At 72.3% G+C, this 19,917-nt stretch carries 13 protein-coding genes; 8 read left to right on the plus strand and 5 right to left on the minus strand.

All coding sequences use genetic code 11. The features are described 5' to 3' along the window. The first annotated feature begins 21 nt into the window (after positions 1–21). From QSK34_RS35970 to QSK34_RS35980, 3 genes are read left to right on the plus strand one after another with little or no spacing between them, the layout of a single operon-like run. Positions 22–1,170 carry a metallophosphoesterase family protein gene (locus tag QSK34_RS35970; RefSeq protein WP_285591056.1) on the plus strand — a complete coding sequence of 383 codons (1,149 nt, stop codon included), beginning with the start codon at positions 22–24 and terminating at the stop codon, positions 1,168–1,170. Continuing rightward, positions 1,170–3,779, plus strand: a complete 2,610-nt coding sequence (locus QSK34_RS35975; protein WP_285591058.1) for an AAA family ATPase — start codon at positions 1,170–1,172, stop codon at positions 3,777–3,779. Before QSK34_RS35970 ends, QSK34_RS35975 begins: the two co-directional genes overlap by 1 nt. Then, entirely contained in the window at positions 3,776–4,732 is a 957-nt protein-coding gene (locus QSK34_RS35980; RefSeq protein WP_285591060.1) for a hypothetical protein, read from the plus strand. The genes QSK34_RS35975 and QSK34_RS35980 overlap by 4 nt, the downstream gene beginning before the upstream one ends. On the opposite strand, the gene QSK34_RS35985 is transcribed toward QSK34_RS35980, so the two are convergent. Next, complete coding sequence (locus QSK34_RS35985; protein ID WP_285591062.1) at positions 4,676–6,781, minus strand: alkaline phosphatase family protein; 2,106 nt, start codon at positions 6,779–6,781, stop codon at positions 4,676–4,678. The two genes, QSK34_RS35980 and QSK34_RS35985, sit on opposite strands and share 57 nt — an antisense overlap. Positions 6,782–6,882: 101 nt before the next feature. Here QSK34_RS35985 and QSK34_RS35990 point away from each other — a divergent pair, with 101 nt between their 5' ends. Then, positions 6,883–7,770, plus strand: a complete 888-nt coding sequence (locus QSK34_RS35990) for a TIGR03619 family F420-dependent LLM class oxidoreductase (RefSeq protein WP_285591063.1) — start codon at positions 6,883–6,885, stop codon at positions 7,768–7,770. A 12-nt stretch (positions 7,771–7,782) separates the two neighbouring features. Here QSK34_RS35990 and QSK34_RS35995 read toward each other — a convergent pair whose 3' ends face one another. Both QSK34_RS35995 and QSK34_RS36000 read right to left on the minus strand, forming a co-directional pair. Further along, positions 7,783–10,974, minus strand: a complete 3,192-nt coding sequence (locus QSK34_RS35995) for an FG-GAP-like repeat-containing protein (RefSeq protein ID WP_285591065.1) — start codon at positions 10,972–10,974, stop codon at positions 7,783–7,785. 102 nt (positions 10,975–11,076) lie between these two features. Continuing rightward, positions 11,077–11,469, minus strand: coding sequence for a BlaI/MecI/CopY family transcriptional regulator (locus tag QSK34_RS36000; protein ID WP_285591067.1), 393 nt, complete (start codon positions 11,467–11,469; stop codon positions 11,077–11,079). Positions 11,470–11,551: 82 nt separating this feature from the next. Between QSK34_RS36000 and QSK34_RS36005 the strand changes: the two genes are divergently transcribed. From QSK34_RS36005 to efeB, 4 genes are read left to right on the plus strand one after another with little or no spacing between them, the layout of a single operon-like run. Next, the gene (locus QSK34_RS36005; RefSeq protein WP_285591068.1) at positions 11,552–12,466 is read left to right on the plus strand and encodes a M48 family metalloprotease; all 915 of its coding nucleotides are present in this window, start codon (positions 11,552–11,554) and stop codon (positions 12,464–12,466) included. A gap of 58 nt (positions 12,467–12,524) precedes the next feature. Beyond that, positions 12,525–13,349 carry an iron uptake transporter permease EfeU gene (gene efeU / locus QSK34_RS36010; protein WP_161484277.1) on the plus strand — a complete coding sequence of 275 codons (825 nt, stop codon included), beginning with the start codon at positions 12,525–12,527 and terminating at the stop codon, positions 13,347–13,349. Positions 13,350–13,360: 11 nt separating this feature from the next. Beyond that, positions 13,361–14,494 carry an iron uptake system protein EfeO gene (gene efeO / locus QSK34_RS36015; protein WP_285591071.1) on the plus strand — a complete coding sequence of 378 codons (1,134 nt, stop codon included), beginning with the start codon at positions 13,361–13,363 and terminating at the stop codon, positions 14,492–14,494. Next, entirely contained in the window at positions 14,495–15,709 is a 1,215-nt protein-coding gene (gene efeB, locus QSK34_RS36020) for an iron uptake transporter deferrochelatase/peroxidase subunit (protein ID WP_285591073.1), read from the plus strand. 130 nt (positions 15,710–15,839) lie between these two features. Here efeB and QSK34_RS36025 read toward each other — a convergent pair whose 3' ends face one another. Together QSK34_RS36025 and QSK34_RS36030 are read right to left on the minus strand one after the other, a co-directional pair. Then, the gene (locus QSK34_RS36025; RefSeq protein WP_285591075.1) at positions 15,840–18,224 is read right to left on the minus strand and encodes a discoidin domain-containing protein; all 2,385 of its coding nucleotides are present in this window, start codon (positions 18,222–18,224) and stop codon (positions 15,840–15,842) included. A gap of 111 nt (positions 18,225–18,335) precedes the next feature. After that, a complete protein-coding gene (locus tag QSK34_RS36030) occupies positions 18,336–19,847 on the minus strand; it encodes a glycoside hydrolase family 10-like protein (protein WP_285591077.1) in 1,512 nt (503 codons plus the stop codon). Between the last annotated feature and the right edge of the window lie 70 nt (positions 19,848–19,917).

Below are 19,917 nucleotides of genomic sequence, written 5' to 3' on the forward strand. Positions count from 1 at the left end.
GCCCCAAGAAGAAAGGCGCCGATGAAGATCCTGCACACGGCCGACTGGCACGTCGGCAAGGTCCTCAAGGGCCGGGGCCGTCACGACGAGCACCGCGCGGTGCTCTGGGAGCTGGTGGGCGTGGCCCGCCGCGAAGACGTCGACCTGGTGCTGGTCGCCGGCGACCTGTTCGACACCTCGGCGCCGACGCCCGAGTCGCAGGGCCTGGTCGTCAACGCGCTGATGCAGTTGCGCGAGGGCGGCCGCGAGGTGGTCGTGCTGGCCGGCAACCACGACAACGCGCAGCTCCTTGAGGTCTACCGGCCGGTGCTGGGGGCGTTGGGCATCCACGTGTCGGGGCTGTTCCGGCGGCCCGACCAGGGCGGGCTGATCGAGTTCACCGCCCGGACCGGCGAACCGGTCAAGTGCGCGGTGCTGCCGTTCCTGTCCCACCGCCACGTGGTGCGGGCCGCCGAGCTGATCACCGAGACGACGGCCGAGCACAACCGCAGTTACGCCGACCGCTTCGGCCGCCTCGCCGAGGCGCTGACCTCCGGCTTCACCGGCGACACCGTCAACCTGGTGACTACCCACGGCACCCTCCCCGGCGGGAAGATGGGCGGCGGCGAACGCCAGGCCCAGACGATCTTCTCCTACTACTTCGAGTCGACCGCGTTTCCCCCCACCGCCCAGTACGCCGCGCTGGGCCACCTCCACCGGCGGCAGCAGATGCCGGGGCCGTGCCCGATCTGGTACAGCGGCTCGCCCATCGCCGTCGACTTCGGCGAGGAGAAGAACCAGCCGGGCGTGCTGATCGTCGAGGTCGAGCCGGGCACACCGGCGAAGGTGCGCGAGGTGGCCCTGGAGAAGCCGAAGGTGCTGACCACCGTCACCGGCAGCCTCGACCGGCTGGAGGCGATGGCCGCCGACCTGGGCGACGCCTGGCTCCGCGTGATCGTGGCCGAGAAGCCCCGGGCGGGCCTGGCCGACACCGTCAGGGAGCTGCTGTCGGGCGCGCTCCAGGTCGACCTGCATCCCGACTTCCGGCCCGCGAGCGTGCGCAAACGCCAGGCGACCGGGGCGGGGAGGGGCCCGCGCGACCTCGTCCGCGAATACCTGGCCGCCTCGGGCAAGGACGTCGAGGCCCTGGGCGCCCTGTTCGACCGCCTCCACGACGAGGTGACCCGCTGATGCGCCCGATCCGGCTCCACATGGAGAACTTCGGCAGCTTCCGGGCCGCCACCGACGTCGACTTCGCCGAGGTCGATTACTTCGCGCTGGTCGGCGCGACCGGCGCGGGCAAGAGCACCGTCATCGACGCCGTCTGCTTCGCCCTCTACGGCAGCGTGCCCCGGTGGGGCAAGGAGAACGTCGTCGCCTACGCGCTGGCCCCCTCCGCCGCGTCGGGCAAGGTCGCCCTGGTCTTCGAGGTCTCCGGCCGCCGCTACGCCGCCGTCCGCACTCTGCTGCGCGACGCCAAGGGGACCGTCCGCACCAAGGAGGCCCGGCTCGACCTGCTCGACCCGTCGATCCCCGCCGACGCCGACCTGGTCGAGCTGACCGCCACCTCCCGGCCGGTGGCCGAAGGCGAACAGGTCGCCGCCGAGGTCGCCCAGGTCACCGGCCTGGAATACAAGTTCTTCACCCAGTGCGTGGTGCTGCCGCAGGGCCGGTTCGCCGAGTTCCTCCACGCCACCCCCAGCGACCGGCAGGACCTGCTCGTGCAGCTCCTCGACGCCGACGTCTACGAACAGGTCCGCAAGGCCGCCGTCGCCGAGGAGAGCAGGCAGAACCAGGCCGCCGAGTTCGCCAGGGGCGAGTTGTCCCGCCTCCACGACGCCGACGAGAAGGCCGAGGAGGCCGCCCGCGAGCGCGCCGCCGCCCTCCACGCGTTGTCGGAGCGGGTCGGCGCCGACCTGGAGGAACTCCGCGCCCTCGACGAGGCGGCCACGACCGCCGACGCCGAGCGGGTGACCGTGCTGCGCGCCCTGGCCCAGCTCGGCGCCCTCGCGCTCCCGGGAGAGGTGCCCGGCCTGGCCGAATCGGCCCGCCGCGCCACCGGACGCGCCGAGACGGCGGCCCGGGAGCAGGCCCGCCTCGACACGCTGGAGGAACAGGCGGAAGCCGAACTGGAGGCCCTGGGCGACCAGACCGCCCTCACGCGGGAACTGGCCGACCTGACCGACCGCACCCGCCGCACCGCCGAAGCGGAGGCGGCCCGAGCCGAGGCCGACACGGTCACCGCCCAACTCGCCGAGGCCGCCGAGGCGCTGGCCGCCGCCTTCCGCGACTACGAGGAGGCCGACCGCCACCTCACGAAGACCAGAATCGCCCACACGGCCGCCGACCTGGCCCGCACCCTGACGCCGGGCGACCCCTGCCCGGTCTGCCACCAGGTGGTCGCCGCCCTCCCCGGGAACGACGGACCCGCGAAGGAGAGCGCTCAAGGAGTCGGGCCGCGTCACGGGGGTTCCGAGCCGCAAGGCTCCGGCCTGCCCGCAGGCCGGCAGGTCGGCGCCGGCCGTGGCGTGCATGACGCGCATGGCCTGCCCGGTGTCTCCGACGCGCATGCCGCGTCCCCCGGTCAGCGGGTCGGTGTTCGCCACGTCGTCTCCGCGGCCGACGAACTGGCCGCCGCCGAACGGCGCCTCGCCGCGATCAGGGAGAAGGGGCAGCAGGCCCGCACCCGGCACGACGGGCTCGCGGCCAAGGCCGAGCTCCTCACCGCCCGCGCCCGCGAGCTGGCCGCGACCCCGCCGCCCGACCCCGAGAGGGCCGCCGTGATCGGGGAGCTGCTGGCGGCGATCGAGCAGGCCGCCGGGAAGGTCGCGAGCATCCGGCGTGACGCCCGGGAGGCGCGGCGGGTCGCCACGCAGGCCGTCCGCGCCGTCGAGGAGGCCCGGCGCAAGGCCGAGCAGGCCTGGCGGGATCTCAACGCCGCCCGTGACACCGTCGCCGCCTTCGGGCCGCCGCCGCTCGACCCCGGTGACGTCCACGCCGCCTGGACCACCCTGCTGGCCTGGCGTGACGAGGCCGCCGCCGTGCGCCGGCGGGACGCCGAGGCCGCCGAGGCGCGGTTCGAGCAGGCCCGGGGGAGCGCGCAGGAGGCCCGCCGGGCGCTGGCCGAGCGGGTGGCCGAACACGGTGTCACGGTCAACCCCGGCGACCGGATGGGCGAGCAGGTCGCCCGGGCCGCCGCGCAGGCCGACGAACGGCTCGCCCGGGTCCGGGAGGCGCGGGAGCGCGCCGCCGACCTGGCCGGGAGGGTCGCCGCCCATGAGGGCGAGGCGAGAGTCGCACACGAGCTGGCGCTGCTGCTGCGGGCCAACCAGTTCGAGCGCTGGCTCTGCGCCGAGGCGCTCGAACTGCTCGTCGCGGCCGCCTCCGAGACGCTGAAGGACCTGTCGGACGGACAGTACGAACTGGTGCTCGGCGGCCGGGGCGACATCGAGGTCGTCGACTACGCCGAGGCGGGGCTGCGCCGCAGCGCCCGCACCCTGTCGGGCGGGGAGACCTTCCAGGCCTCCCTGGCGCTCGCGCTGGCGCTGTCCGACCAGGTCGCGGGGCTCGCGGCGGCGGCCGCCCGGAGCCTCGACTCGATCTTCCTGGACGAGGGGTTCGGCACCCTCGACCCGGCCACCCTCGACACGGTGGCCGCCACCCTGGAGAAGCTCGCCTCCGGCCATGAACGCATGATCGGCGTCGTCACCCACGTTCCGGCCCTGGCCGACCGGGTCCCGGTCCGGTTCGAGGTCTCCCGCGACGCCTCCGGCTCCCACGTCAGAAAGGTGGTTCGGTGACCACCACGTACCACGCCCCCGGGTTCAGCGTCGATCCCTGGGACCCCGGCTACGGCGCGAGCCTGGCCTTCGAGGCCGAGATGGAGGGCAGCAGCGCCGCCCTCACCCTCGACGTCGAGATCCCCGTCCTCCAGTGGCGGCCGATCACGCCCGGCGCGACGACGAAAGCGCCCGAGACGCTGCTGATCGCCGACGGCGTGCGCCGGATCGACGCCCGGGTCTGGGTCGACGACCCCGAGGGCGGCATGCCCGCGCCCGGCATCGCGGCCTCCTACGCCGCCGGGATCGTCCGGTGCGGCGAAGGGGCCGAGCCCGTCGCGGTCGAGGTCAGAAGGGGGGTGTTCACCCCGGCCAAGGGGGTCGCCGACCTGGTGGCGGGGCCGGTGACGTACACCTCTCACGAGGTGACCGGCGACGACGACGGGTCACTGGCGCTCCAGCAGAAACTGACCGAACTCGAAGTCGACCTGGCCCTCGAATATCGCGCGCAGACCGGGCACGACGAACTGCTCGTGGTCGACGGGCCGCTGCGGGGGCGCACCCATCTGGCCAACGCGGTCGGCTACGTGAAAACCCACCACACGTCCTATCTGCCGCCGGCCCAGTCGGCCGTGGTGAGCGACCTGAAGCCGGGCCAGCGCACCCCGGTCTTCTTCATGGGCACCAACTGGAGCCGCTACGCCTGGTACCTGCGGCTGCCCACGATCTCGACGGCCCCGTGGGCCGGGATCGCCCGCTGCGAGGCGGGCGCCGACCTGTCGGCCGAAGACGCCGTCGAGCTGGCCGACCGGGTCACGGTGGCGCTGCCGCCGATGGCCGGGGTCGACTACAAGGACCCGAGGGCGCCGCAGAACCTGGTCCCGATCGGCGGGCTGGAGAAGCTGCTGCGCCACCGGCTAGGCGACGCGCGTCTGCTCTACCGTGCCCTCCGCACGGCCGCCGTCGCCGGGTGAGGCCCCGTCGAGCTGGATGGCCCTGATCCCGGCGCTCAGCACCAGCGGCACCGCCAGGGCCAGCGCCATCGAGAGCACGGCCGCGCCCGAGTCGTTCACCAGCATGCCGACGCCGCCGCTGACCAGCGCGCCGAGCAGGCCCGCCTTGAGCGTGGGCGCGCGCTCGAACGCCACGGGCAGCACCCCGGCCGTCGCCGCGCCCGGCCGCAGCACCGCGAACACCAGGAACGCCACGGCGGCGATGACGACGGGCATCAGGTTGGGGCTGAGCAGGGTGCCCAGCATGGCGTCGAGTTTGCGCGCGATGACGGGCCAGAACGTGCCGTCGAAGATCTGCCCGACGAACCGCCCGAGGTGGGTGCGCGACCCGGGCGGGCGCCGGTAGTCGAGGTAGGCGATGGCCAGCACGGTCACGCCGCCCGCGACGCAGAACAGGCCGAGCTTCCAGACCGACACCCGACGTCCGGCCACGATGAGCGCGGCGACCGCGATGCCGGGTACGAACGCGATGACGCCGCCGAAGTCGCTGCCGACTCCCGGCCAGCCGCCGAGGATCATGGCGAACACGCCCAGCCCGGCGATCAGGCCGACCGCGAGCGGCCGTCGGCCGTGCCGGACCAGCGTGTCGGCGACGGCCGTGGCGACCAGCAGCACCGCCGTGGCCAGCAGCGCGAAGGGGATGTTGCCCAGGCCGTAGTAGCGGGCCCCGACCACGCCGGTGTAGCCCATGACGCTGTTGAGCTGCAGGTGCGTACCGGAGAGGAGATCGCCGAGCAGCACGGCGGCGGTGACGCCCGCGACGACGATGAGCGGCGCCAGGATGTTCTCCGGCCGGGTGAACCGGGCCGCCCGCAGCGCGAGCACGGTCAGCACGACGTCGCAGGCGACCAGCCCGCCGACCAGGGTGAGCGTCGGCGCGGGGCCGGCCTCCCAGGGCGTGAGGTTGATCAGGTACGTCGACACCGGGATCGAGGCCAGCGCCACGGCGGCCACCCGGACCACGCCCAGCGCCGACCGGCGGCGCAGCAGCAGGAACGCCGCCCCGTAGAAGAGCACCTGCAGCACGGCCAGCGTGGTGAAGAAGATCCCGCCCATGTTCCGGATCGTCTGCCCGGCCGTGTCGGCGTTCCTGAGCCGGTCGACGGCCTCGTCGAGCGGGATCGGCTCGCCCGCCCGCAACGGCTGCCCGATGACGGTCGGCGGGATGGCGGCGGCCTGGCCGGCGGCGCTGAACAGGGTCGCGGTCAGGTCGGGCAGGATGATCATGTCGTCGCGGTGGGTGGAGCCCGAGCCGAGCAGGCTGGTGCCGGTGGTGCCGGGCGCGCGCATCATCGCCACCCGCAGGTGGGGCACCGATCCGTGGTCGGCCAGCCCCGCGACCAGCACGGTCGCCGTGGCGGGCAGGTTGGCGAGCACGGCGCCCACCTGGGCGTCGGCCTGCCGGACCGCCGCCGCGCGGTCGGCCGCGGCGACCGCCTCGGGCTCCCGGGAGAGCTTTCCGTCGGCGTCGATGTAGGGGCGGATCAGCGTGTCGACGTCGACCGCGATCACCGGCGCCGACCAGTCGGCGACCTGGTCGACGGTGGCGTGGTAGCGGTCGACCGAACCCTGTGCGTCGGACAGCGCCAGCACGGCGCCCGGACCGACCGCCGTCGTGCCGGGCAGCACGCCGACCGACCCGGCGGTGGGCACCCCGGCGACCGAGGCGAACCAGCCGAACTCGTGCAGCCGGTTGGTGCCCTCGACCGGCTCGGGCGGCAGCCCGCACCGCGAGCCGACGGCCGACCTGATCCCGGCCGAGACCGTCAGCCACCCGTCGTAGGGGCAGGTGATGGTGCCGACCGCCTTGACCGACAGAGATCCGACGGCGCTCTCGCCGGCCAGCCGCCACAGGTTGGGGGTGTCGCTTTCGGTGACGTCGCTCCACATCAGGCCGGGCACCCCGATGAGCGCCACCTGCCCGGGGTCCTCCGCGTGGGCCGCCGCCGGCGTCCCCCACACGATCGCGACCAGCATGGCCGTGACCATCCCCGCAGCCCACCGCCGCACGGTGTCCCCCTCTGTCGACGCATCAGGCACACGGCACCGTAGGGGGTCGGCGTGCGCCGCGTCCAGCGTCAGCGACGGGTGATCGGGGAAGGGTCGCGTATATGCGACTCGGACTCGGCCTGCCGTCTCTCGGCCACCTCGCCTCACCCGCCTTCATTGCGTCGGTCGCCCGGCGGGCCGAGGAGCTCGGCTACCACTCGTTGTGGGTGGGCGAACGCCTGCTCGACCCGGTCAAGCCGCGCAGCCGCTATCCCGGGACGCCCGACGGGAACCTCCCGGAATCCATGAAGATCGCCTATGACCCGGTCGCGACGCTGACCTTCGCCGCCGCCGTGACCTCCCGGATCACGCTCGGCACGAGCGTCCTGTGCATGCTGCTGCACAATCCCGTCGTGCTGGCCAAGCAGCTGGCCACGCTCGACGCGCTGAGCGGCGGCCGGTTGCGGGCGGGCCTGGGCCAGGGCTGGTCGCTCGACGAGATCGAGGCGGCCGGGAACACGCCCGTCGGCCAGGGGCGCCGCAGCGACGAGTTCGTCGCGGTGCTCCGCGGCCTGTGGACGGCCGGGACGACGGCGTACACGGGGGAGTTCTTCACCGTCCCGGAGACGGCCTTCGAGCCGAAGCCGGCCTCCCCGCGAATCTATCTCGGCGTGTACGCCCCCCGCGCGGTCGAACGGGCCGGCCGGCTGGCCGACGGGTGGCTCCCGGGCGGGTTGCCGCTGGAGCTGCTGCTGCCCCTGCGGGAGACCCTGTTCGAGAGCGCCCGCAAGGCCGGGCGGCCGGAGCCGGAGGTGGTCGTGCGGGCCAACGTCCGCTTCACCGGGACCCGGCGGCGGCCCTTCCAGGGCACGTGGGCGCAGATCGAGGCCGACCTCGCGGCGTTCCGCGAGGCCGGCGTCGACGAGGTGTTCCTCGACTTCGTCCTCGACGACGCGACCCTCACGGAGGAGGGGTTCGTCGAGCGGATGGAGAGGGCGGCCCGGATGTGAGCCCGGCTCAGGTCACCAGCATCGGTTGGCCACGCAGAGGGGCAGGTCGCCGGGTGAGGGCGGCTGGGGGTCGCCCGGCATGGGCGATCCGGTCGACGCGCTCGCCCCGTTGTTGAACCAGGCCTTCACCCCGCCCAGGTCGTCGTGGACGAGGTAGTCGGCCCGGCGGTCGCCATTGATCTCGGCCAGGCCGACCCGGCTGCGCACCGCGCCGACGCCCGCGGCGATCTCGCCGGCCGCGAGCCAGGCCGGTCCGGCGCCGCCCCGGTTGTTGATCCAGGCGCGGAGCTGGCCGTAGTCGCCGACGACCAGGTAGTCGTCGCGGCGGTCGCCGTCGACGTCGGCGAAGGTCACCGTGGATCCGGCCGCGCCGACGCCGGAGGCGATCTCGCCCTGGCTGCTCCACGAGACGCCGTCGCCGGTGCCGACGTTGCGCCAGAACCTGACCCGGCCCTGGTCGTCGACCACGAGGTAGTCGTCCCGGTTGTCGCCGTCGACGTCGGCGAACCTGATCTGGTCGCGGGGGGCCGAGCCCGAGGCGAGCCGGCCCTTGCCGGACCAGGCGACGGCGTCCCCGGTGCCGCTGTTGAACCAGGCGTCGACCTGGCCCTGGTCGCCGACGACGAGGTAGTCGTCGCGGCCGTCGCCGTTGAGGTCGGCGAACCTGATGCGGTCGCGCGGGCCGGAGCCGGAGGCGACCTCGCCGCGGTGGTTCCAGCCGACCCGATCGGCCTCCCGGACGTTCAGCCAGGCCTGGACCTGGCCCTGGTCGCCCACGAGGAGGTAGTCGTCGCGGCCGTCGCCGTTGAGGTCGGCGAACCTGACCTGCTCCCGGGGCGCCTCGGTGGAGGCGATCTGCCCTTGGCGGTCCCACGGGTCGGGGCGGCCGTAACGGTCGTTCAGCCAGGCGGCGACCCCACCGGCGTCGTCGACGGTCAGGAAGTCGTCGCGGCCGTTCCCGTCGATGTCGGCCATCGCCAGGCCGGCGCCGCCGACTCCCACTCCGCCGGCGACGGCGCCCTGGTAGATCCACGGCCGGTTGCCGCCGACGTTGTTCAGCCAGGCCCGGAAGTAACCCTGGCCGTCGACCACGAGGTAGTCGTCGTCGCCGTCACCGTCGAGGTCGTGGAAACGCACCTGGTCGCGGGTGGCCCCGACGCCCGAGGCGATCTCCCCTCGGTAGGACCACGCCCCGCCGCCGGGGGTGAACTGATTGAGCCAGGCGCGGACCCGGCCCTGGTCGTCCACCACGAGGTAGTCGTCGCGGCCGTCGACGTCGATGTCGGCGAACCGCACCTGGTCACGTGTCGCGCCCACACCCGTGGCCACGACGCCCTGCGACGCCCATCCGACCGCGTCACCGGTGCCCGTGTTGAGCCACATCGAGACCTGGCCCTGATCCCCGACGACGAGGTAGTCGTCGCGGCCGTCGCCGTTCATGTCGGCGAACCGCACCTGGTGGCGGGGGGCCGCCCCGGCGGCGATCTCACCGATGTGGTTCCAGCCGCCGCCCTGGCCGGCGCGGTTGTTGATCCAGGCCCTCACCTGGCCCTGTTCGCCCACCAGAAGGTAGTCGTCGCGGCCGTCGCCGTTCAGGTCCGCGAAGCGCACCTGCTCCCGGCTCGCGCCGGCGACCGAGGCGATCCTGCCGACGTAGTTCCAGCCGGCCGGGGCGGGGCCCGGCGGGGGCGGCGCCGGGTTGGCCGGAGCCGGCGTGCAGGGCCGGTCGTCGCCCTGAAGCGCGGGCATGATCAGGCCCTCGTCCATCGCCGCGTTGATGGCGGCGTGGTAGGCGTCGGCCATCTTCCGGTAGCCGTTGTTGTTGGGGTGCAGCGAGTCGGCCAGGTCGGCGGCGGTGACCCCGAGGGCGCCGTTGCCCACCAGCCTGACCCGTCTGCCCTCGGCGCGCAGGAGGGTGACGAGGGCCGGGAGCCGGGAGTTGTACATCGCGATCAGCGAGTTGTCCGTCTGGTCCTTCGCCGGCACGAGGCTGGACAGGATGACCGTGGTGAGCGGCGACAGGTCGGTGATCCTGCGGACCAGGGTGCCGAGGCGCAGGTGGGCGGTGTCGGCGCCCTCGTCGTTGGCCAGGTCGTTGGTCCCGATGTGCAGGACGACGACGTTGGGCCGGTGGCGGTTGATCGCGCACTCGGCCGCCAGCCGGTCGATCTGACTGATCCGCCAGCGGGGATGTCCCTCATGGTCGGTGTCGGCGATGTGGCCCTGCCCGGAGTCCACGGAGCCGACGAAGTCGAGGGTGCTCGTGTCGTCCTGCAGCAGGTCCCACAGGCGGGCCCGGTAGCCGACGCCGCCGGGGTCACCGCCGACGCCGTGGGTGATCGAGTCGCCGAGCGGCATCACCCGCAGCGCGGTCGTGCGGGGCATCCAGCCCAGTTCCATGGCCCGCTCCACGGTGCTCGCCGTGGTTCCGGGGCCCCGTCCGCGCACCACGCCGGCCAGGGTCCGGAAGAAGCCGGCGGACGAGCCCCACCAGCGGGAGACCGTGTTCGCGACCGAATCGAACCCGTCGCCGATCGTCTTGAAGACCGAAGACCACGAGCTCTTCGCGGTCCACGGGCCGAGCCAGGCGTCCCAGACGGCCGCGGTGATCGCCTCCAGCACGAGCGCCGCCAGGGCCCGCTCCCAGAAGTGCCAGTCGTCCGACGGGCCGTGCTTGAGCGCGGTGATCAGCAGGATGAGGCCCTTGCTGATGATCACCGCGAGGCCCGCGCAGATCCCCTTGGCGAAGTTCGGGTTCGCCATCACGGGGACGAGGGTCAGCACGCACGCGATCCGGAACACGACCCCGCCCGCGGTGACGCTGACCCACATCAGCACCTCCTCCCACCAGGTCAGGTCGGCGATGTGCACGTCGGCCCCGATCGTGACCGACAGGCCGGTCGCGGTCACGGTGAACGCGCCGTCGAACTCGCGGGGTTCCAGGTCCTCCGCGCCGGGGAAGTCGGCCGGATGCGCGGCGATCTCCTCCTGGATCGTCTCGCTGAGCAGGTCGTTGCGGTTGTTGAACTCGGTCGCCCAGGCGGTCAGGTCGGCCCGGTCGAACCCCTCGGGCATCGGGAAGTCGAGCGTGATCGAGGTCGCGGCCCGCGCGGCCGGCTGGAAGCCGATCTGGAGCAGCATCGACAGGATGACGAGCAGAGCGGTCAGGACCCTGCTGGTTCTTCGTAAACGGGATGTGGGCACGGTCCCTCCACCGGTGTCCTGCCTCCGGCCAGGCGCCGGCGGGCAGGTTGATCAAAACCCGCCCGTGTCATCGAACGGTGAAGGGGACGTGAACGGAGGCGGTCAATCCTCGCCGTCGGGGTCGTCGAGCAGGCGGCGCAGGAGCCGCTCGTCCTCTGCGGCCAGGTCGTCGACGAACCTGCGGAGCACGCCCGAGCGGTCGGGCTCGGCCTGGAGCAGGGCCGTCATCCGCTGGGCCACCAGGTCGGCCGGGTCGACCAGGGCGCTGTAGCGGTGGGAGCGGCCCTCGCGCCGCCGGGTCACCGCCTGCTTCTTGTGCAGGCGGGTCAGCGTGGTGACCACGGCGCTGTAGGACAGCTCGCCCCCGGGCGCGACCAGGTCCCTGACCTGGCGGGGGGTGAGCGAGCGGCCCGCCTCGCGCAGGGCCGTCAGGATCGCGGCCTCCAGCCCGCCGGGCGGGCGGCGCCCGTCGCGGTCACCGGGGTCCGTGGTCATCTGGGTCCGTGTTCATCGGGGCACCACCCTATATCGGGACGTTCCGGATCTCATGGCAGGCTGATGCCCCGGAGGTGCCCGCATGTTCGATCACTTCGTGGTCTCGGTGGTGGTCGTGCCGCCGCTGGCCGTGCTCGTCGCCGCGCTCGTCGCGGGGCGGCTCGCCCCCGCGCTGGCCGCGCGGGTGCTGGCCTGGTCGGCCGTGGCGGTCGCGGTGGCCGGGACGGCGAACCTGCTGGTGTTCGCCCTCCACGCGGTCGCCGAACTCCCGGCCGTGGCCCATCTGATGGGCTGGTCCGACCGGGTCGTCCGGGCCGACGTCGCCGAGGTGCCGTGGGTGTCGTGGGTGTGCGTGCCGCTGCTGGCGGCGGTGGTCGCCACGGTCGGGCGGACGCACCGGCGGCACCGCCGCGACCTGCGGGCCGGGCGGTCGTTCCCGCGCCCCGACGGCGACGTCCTGCTCGTCGACGACTCCGCAGTGACGGCGTTCGCGGTGCCGGGCCGGCCGGGCTGGGTGGTGGTCACCCGCGGCATGCGCGACGCGCTGACCGACCGGCAGTACGCCGCGCTGCTCGCCCACGAGCGGGCCCACCTCGACGGCGCGCACCACCGCCTGGTGCGGCTCGCGGAGCTGGCCGGGGCGGCGCATCCGGCGCTGCGCTGGGTGAGCGCCAAGGTCGGCTTCCTGGTGGAGCGGGCGGCCGACGAACGGGCGGCGGCCGAGGTGGGCGACCGGCGGCTGGTGGCGCAGGCGGTGGGCCAGGCGGCGCTGGTGGCGGCGGGCCGCCCCGGGCTGGGGCGGACGCCGAGCGTGCTGCACGCGGCGGCGGGCGCGGTGCCCCGGCGGGTCGCGGCGCTGCTGGCTCCGGCGCGGCGGACGTCCACCCTGCCCGCTCTGCTGCCGATCCTGGTGGCGGCGGGGACGGTCGTGTGGACCGGTGAGGCCGTCGAGGACCTGCGGGAACTCCTGGAACAGGCGGCCGGCTGGCTTGGTTAGGTGAGCCTATGTTAACTTCTACCGCGTGTAGCTGGAGCTGCCACGGTGGGAGTGACATTTGTTCGCGAGTTATCTGATCGGCCTGCGCGAAGGGCTGGAGGCGACCCTCGTCGTCTCGGTCCTGGTCGCCTTCCTGGTCAAGAGCGACCGCACCGACCGGCTGCCGCACGTCTGGGCCGGCGTGTTCGCCGCCGTGGCCCTCTCGGTCGGGTTCGGCGCGGTGCTGACGTTCACCGCCGCCCACCTCGGCCACACCGGCCAGGAGCTGTTCGACGCGATCACCTCGCTGCTCGCGGTCGTCTTCGTCACCTGGATGATCTTCTGGATGCGGCGGGCCGCCCGCATGCTCTCGGGCGAGCTGCGCGGCAAGTTGTCCGAGGCGCTGGAGCTGGGCTCGCTGGCGGTCGTCGTCATGGCGTTCCTGGCCGTGGCGCGCGAGGGGCTGGAGACGGCCCTGCTGTTCTTCGCCTCCGTCCAGGGCGCGACCACCTCGGCGCAGCCGCTGGTCGGCATCACGCTGGGCCTGCTGACCTCGGTCGTCCTCGGTTACGCCCTCTACCGGTCGGCCGTGCGGATCAACCTCACGACGTTCTTCACCTGGACCGGCCTGCTGCTGATCCTGGTCGCCGCGGGGATCTTCAAGTACGGCGTGCACGACCTGCAGGAGGCGAACATCCTGCCCGGCCTGACCTCCTACGCCTTCGACGTCACGGCCGCGCTGCCGCCCGACTCCTGGTACGGCGCGCTGCTCGCCGGGATGCTCAACCTCACGCCGCAGCCCAGCGTCCTGGAGACCCTCGCGTGGCTGCTCTACCTGGCGCCGACCCTCTACTTCTTCCTCCGGCCGTCCCGGCCGCAGCTCGCCCCCGCCCGCGTGGCCTGAACAGGAGCACCATGTCCGTCATCACCCGTCTCGCCGCCGGCGCGCTCGCCCTGGCCGCCCTGACGGCCTGCTCCGCCGAGGACCCGGGAGCCGCCCCCGCGGCCGGCGCGGCGCCGGGCAAGGTCACGGTCACCGCCAGCGACACCGCCTGCGAGGTCGGCGTCACGGAGCTCGCCGCGGGCACCAGCACGTTCGCCATCACCAACGGCGGCAGCAAGGTCACCGAGTTCTACGTCTACGCCCCGGGCGACCGCGTCATGGCCGAGGTGGAGAACATCGTGCCCGGCCTGACCCGCGAGCTGATCGCCGAGCTGCCCGCCGGCACCTACGAGACGGCCTGCAAGCCCGGCATGGTCGGCAAGGGCATCCGCAACGCGCTGACCGTCACCGGCGAGCACAAGCCGCTGACCGCCGACGCCGCGCTCGCCGAGGCGACCGCGAGCTACAAGCGCTACGTGAAGACCCAGAGCGACACCCTGCTGGTCAAGACGCAGGAGTTCGTCGACGCCGTCAAGGCGGGGAAGATCGACGAGGCCAAGGAGCTGTTCCCGGTCTCCCGCACCTACTGGGAGCGCATCGAGCCGGTCGCCGAGATCTTCGGCGACCTCGACCCGGCCATCGACGCCCGCGAGGCCGACCTGGCCGAGGGCGAGGAGTGGACCGGCTTCCACAAGATCGAGAAAGACCTCTGGATCACCAAGGACATCAGCCAGGACGGCCCGATCGCCGACAAGCTGATCGCCGACGTGAAGACCATCGTCGGCAAGGCCAACGCGGCCGAGCTCACCCCGCTCAACCTGGCCAACGGCGCCAAGGAGCTCCTCGACGAGGTCGCCACCGGCAAGATCACCGGCGAGGAGGACATCTGGTCCCACACCGACCTGTGGGACTTCGCCGCCAACCTGGCCGGGTCGAAGGCCGCCGTCCAGTCGCTGCGCCCGGTGCTGGAGGAGCGCGACGCCGCCCTGGTCGCGACGCTCGACGAGAAGTTCGCCGCCGCCGAGGCCGAGCTCGGCACCCACCAGAAGGGCGACGGCTGGCGGCTGCACAACGAGTTGTCCAAGGACGAGCTGAAGCGGCTCTCCGACGTCATCAACGCGCTGGCCGAGCCGATCAGCAAGATCGCACCCCTGGTGGCCCACTAGATGATCAGTCGTCGGCAGGTCTTCGGACTGGGCGCGGCCGGGGCCGTGGCGGCGGGCGCGGGGGCCCTGGCCGCCCGCACGCTGCCCGCCGAGCCCGCGGCCCAGGCCCACGTCGAGGAGGTCTTCCCCTTCTACGGCGAGCACCAGTCGGGCATCGTCACCCCCGCCCAGGACCGGCTGCACTTCGTCGCCTTCGACGTCACCACGACCGACCGGGCCGAGCTGGCCGAACTGCTCCAGGAGTGGACGGCCGCCGCCGCCCGCCTCACCCAGGGCAAGGAGGCGGGCGCCTTCGGCGCGACCGGCGGCTCCCGGGAGGCCGCGCCCGACGACACGGGCGAGGCGCTCGGCCTGCCGCCCTCGGGCCTGACCCTGACGGTCGGCTTCGGCCCCTCGTTGTTCGACGACCGCTTCGGCCTGGCCGCCAAACGCCCGGCCGCGCTGGCCGACCTGCCCAGGTTCCCCGGCGAGACGCTGGTCCCGGAGATCTCGGGTGGTGACATCTGCGTCCAGGCCTGCGCTCACGACCCGCAGGTCGCCGTGCACGCCATCCGCAACCTGGCCCGGATCGGCTTCGGCCGGGTCTCGGTGCGGTACTCGCAACTCGGCTTCGGCCGCACCTCCTCGACCTCCCGGGCCCAGGCCACGCCCCGCAACCTGATGGGCTTCAAAGACGGCACCAACAACCTCAAGCTGGAGGACGCCGACCTGCTGCGCGAGCAGCTCTGGGCCGCCCCCGGCGACGGCGCCGCCTGGATGGCCGGGGGCACCTACCTCGTCACCCGGAAGATCCGGATGACCGTCGAGACCTGGGACCGCACCTCGCTGCGCGAGCAGGAGGAGATCTTCGGCCGCGACAAGCATGAGGGCGCCCCGGCGGGCAGGCAGAAGGAGTTCGACCCCGTCGACCTGTCGGCGATGCGCCCCGACGCGCACGTCCGGCTGGCCCACCCTTCGGCCCACGGGAACGCCCACCTGCTGCGGCGCGGCTACAACTACGTCGACGGCTCCGACGGCCTGGGCCGCCTCGACGCCGGGTTGTTCTTCATCGCCTACCAGCGCGACCCGCGCACCCAGTTCGTGCCGATCCAGGCGAGCCTGGCCAAGTCCGACCCGCTGAACGAGTACATCCGGCACGTGTCGAGCGGCCTGTTCGCCTGCCCGCCCGGGGTCGTGGACGCGGGCGACTACTGGGGACGGACCCTGTTCGCCTGACCTGAAAGCATCATTGACCTGGGCAGATGCCAGACCTGTCCAAGGCCCGCTCGCCGGGTGATGGGCGCCCGCTGCCGATCCGCCTCGCGAGCAGGGCCGTGCCGGGTGGCATCGGCACGGCCCCGCCACGTCACGAGGAGTAGACCTCCAGCTCCGAGAGCTGGCCCGCCGGCCAGCCGGTGTTCGCGGTGAACCGCAGCCGGACGTACCGCTGGGTCGACGCGGGGAAGGTGACCGTCACGGTGTTGCCGGTGGCGGGGTTGAAGGTCCGGCCCGCCGCCGCCGACAGCGTCGAGAACGCCGACCCGTTGGTGCTGCCCTGGACCTCGATCGTCTGGGTCCGGGTCTGCCACGCCGACGCGGGCGGCAGCTTCAGCACCACGCGCGACACCGACGTCGCCGCCCCCAGATCGACCTGGACCCACTGCGGGAAGGCGTTGTTCGGCGACTCCCAGTAGGAGCCCGTGTTGCCGTCGACGATGTTGCCCGACCCGTAGTTCTGCACGTGGCCGCTCTCGGAGGTCGGCTTCCCGGCGGCCAGGTTCACGTTCGCGGCCGGGTCGGTCGTGACCGTCACGGCGTTCGAGGGCTGCGAGAAGGAGTTCTGCCCGTCGCGGGCCTTCACCGTGAACGTGTAGGAGGTGTTCGGGGCCAGGCCGGTGACCGTGTGGGTCAGCCCGGTCGGCGACGCGACCGGCTCGCCGTTCTGGAGCACCTGGTATCCGGCGACCCCCACGTTGTCGACCGAGGCCGTCCACGACAACGAGACGCTGGTGGCGGTCTTGCCGGTTACGGTCAGGTTGCCCGGGGGAGTGGGGGGCGTGTTCTCGACCACGTCGGTCGCGTAGACCTCCAGCTCGGAGAGCTGCGCGGCGGGCCAGCCGGTGTTGGCGCTGATCGTCACCCGTACGTAGCGGGCGACCAGCGCGGGGATCGTGATCGTCGCCTGGTTGCCGGTCGCCGCGTTGAAGGTGACGCCGATCGGCCCGGTGACCGTCGTCCACGTGCTGCCGTTGGAGCTGACCGCGAGGGTGAGCGTCTGGACCCGCGAACCCCACGCCGCGTTCGGCGGCAGCTTGAGCACGGCCCGGCCCAGGGTCGAGGCGGCCCCGAGGTCGACCTGGAACCACTGCGGCAGGGCGCCGGAGCTCTCCCAGTAGGTCGAGGCGTTCCCGTCGACCGCGTTGGCGGGCACGAAGCCGCCGTTGGTGCTGCTCGCACTGGCCTGCTTGTTCAGCGCCAGGTTGGTGTCGCCGCCGGGCGGCGGGCCGTCGGTCGTCGGCTGGGTCGGGCGGACCGCCGTCAGCGCGATCTGGCCCTTCAGCATGCGGCCGCCGTCGCCGGTGAGGCGCAGGTAGTAGTCACTCGAACAGAAGGTGCCGTCCTCGTCGAGCGCGAGGATGCCCGACCCGGCCGGGATCCAGGCCTGCGTCTCGGCGGTCTTGGCGATCTGGTTGCCCTCGTTGAACTCGTCGAACATCGAGATGTAGATGCCGTGCGACCCGGCGCGGATGGTGTTGTAGAACATGCGCCACATGAAGTCGCCGTGGGCGCGGGCGCGCGACTGCAGGTCGCCGGGCATGACACACGGCTGGTAGTCGATGCCGTTGGCGTTGCAGTCGGCCACGTCGGGCACGATGCAGTTGTCGTAGAAGTGCTGGAGCCCGGCGACCGAGTTGGTCCGGCCGACCATCCACGGCGAGATCATGTTGAACGCGCGGTAGACCTCGCCGAAGCCGGTCCGGGAGTCGTTGATGCCCTGGCGCCAGTAGGTGGGCACGCCGCCGATGACGTAGCAGCCCTGGGCCTTGAACCAGTTGATCACTTCGAGGCAGGGGGCCGGGGGGAAGGGGCGGCCGGGGTCGTTGAAGCCGAAGCCCCAGATGCAGACGACCGGTTTGCCGTTCTGCCGGGCATAGGCGCTCGACGAGGTGTACGCCGACATCTTGGTCGTCCAGTCGGTCTTGATCTCCGACTGGAAGTTCGTCCAGTTGGTGACGTCGTACATGATGTAGAACTTGCGGCCGTAGGCCTCGGCGGCCTGCCGGACCTTGACGGTGATCCCGTCGCGGATGGGACCCTCCGCGCCGAAGGGGTTGAACCGCTGCAGGGCGGCGGTGTCGCAGTTGTAGTCGCGCATCCACTTGAAGTGGGTGTCGATCGTCTGCTGGTCCCAGGAGGAGAACAGGTTGGCCGTCTGGCCGTTGTTCAGGTTCTGGTAGAGCGTCGGGTAGGTGCGCGTGTAGTCGCGGTTGTCCGGCCACGACACGATCGTGTTGTTCGACGGCGAGGGCGGGACGGTGTTGTCCTGGCCGCTCCAGTGCCACCACCGGTCGATGGGGGAGCCGTCGCCGCGGCAGGCGAACCAGCCCTGATAGCCGACGGTGATCTTGCCTACCACGTCACCGGGTGGGCTGGCCGCGTACGCCGGGCCGCTGGTCAGATGGGTCGAGGTCGCCGCGATGGCGGACGCCGAGATGGCCGAGGCGAGGAAACTACGGCGCGAGACAGCCACGTCCGATGATCCTTTCTGGCAAGGACCGGGCGGACGCTACCCGGTGAGGGGGGTGCCCTCATCCTGACAGGAACGGATCATCGGACGCAATAACTGAGCAAAAAGTTGCAACTATCCCACGCGTGCGGAGACGGGTCGGCTCTCGTTGTAGAGGCGGTCGAGCGAGGTCACCTGGTAGGCGCCGTTGGCCCGGGTCTGGAAGGACGACCGCGTCGTCACCGCGACGAGCTCGCAGGAGTTGCCCGAGCCCCGGTAGACCGCGTAGGCGCGGGCCCCGGGCACGCCCGTCCAGGTCAGCGTGCCGCCCGCGTTGCGCAGGTTCTTCACCGGGCCGAGCGGCCTGGTGGGCAGGCCCTTGATCAGCGGGAGCAGCGCCGGGCGCTTGTAGTAGTCCTCGTCGATCCGGGTCATCACCTTCAGCGGGTTCTGCACGACCTGCTTGGCGCTGAAGTAGACGTCGCCCTTGACCTCGGGATAACGCTTGTTGACCGCCAGGTGCGACGGGATCTCGTTGGGCCGGTTCCAGGCCCCGCCGGTGCCGATCTGGTAGAGCGCCTGGCCGATGTAGAGGTCGACGCCGCTGCCCTTGACCGCGTTGGCCCACCAGGGCACCAGCACGTCGTAGTCGGCCGCGGCGAAGCCCCGGTTCCAGTAGAGCTGCGGGGTCAGGTAGTCGACCGTGCCGGCCTTGATCCAGGCCTTGGGGTCGGCGTAGATCGCGTCGTAGGCCGACATGCCGTTGGTCTTCGACCCGGCCGGGTCGTTGCTCTTGTTCCGCCAGATCCCGAACGGGCTGATGCCGAACTTCAGGTAGGGCTTGGCCCGGTGGACGGCCTTGTCGACCTGCGCCACGAGCTGGTTGACGTTCGCCCGCCGCCAGTTGGCCAGCGATTTGCCCTCGCCGTACTTGTTGTAGGCCGCGGTGTCGTTGAACTTCGTGCCCTGGCCCGGATAGGGGTAGAAGTAGTCGTCGAAGTGGACGCCGTCGATGTCGTAGCGGTTGACCACATCCATGATCACCTTGGTGACGTGGTCGCGTACCGACGGGAGCCCCGGGTTGTAGTAGAGCCGCCCCTCGTGCTTGACCACCCAGCCGGGGTGCTGCCGGGCCGGATGGTTGGCCGGCAGAGCGGCGATGTTGTCGCTGTAGGCCGCCCGGTAGGGGTTGAACCAGGCGTGGAACTCCATGCCCCGCTTGTGGGCCTCGCTGATCAGGAACGGCAGCGGGTCCCAGCCCGGGTTCTTGCCCGCCTTGCCGCTCAGATACTGCGACCAGGGTTCGAGCGACGACTTGTAGATGGCGTCGGAAGCCGGTCTGACCTGCAGGAACACCGCGTTGATGCCGCGCGCGGCGGCGGTGTCGAGCATCCGGACGTATTCGGCCCGCTGCGTGGCGGGCGACAGGCCGGCCTTCGACGGCCAGTCGATGTTCTGCGTCGTGGCGATCCACATGCCGCGCATCTGGCGCTTGGCCGCCGGGCAGACGTCGGTCTTGGCCGCGGTCTCGTAGCTGGCACGCTCCAACCCGGCGGAGCTCGGGCCGGAGGCCTCCGGGACGAGCAGGTAGGCCCCCGCGGAAGCGGTCGCGGCCACGGCGACGCCGGCGATCAACTGTCGTTTCACTTGCCCTCCCCGAACGCGATGGCTGTCACAGTCTGGCATCGCCCTGGCAATGCTTCGCCCGTATAGCGAA

The organism is Herbidospora sp. NBRC 101105, from assembly GCF_030269205.1.
In the GTDB taxonomy this organism is placed as follows: domain Bacteria; phylum Actinomycetota; class Actinomycetes; order Streptosporangiales; family Streptosporangiaceae; genus Herbidospora; species Herbidospora solisilvae.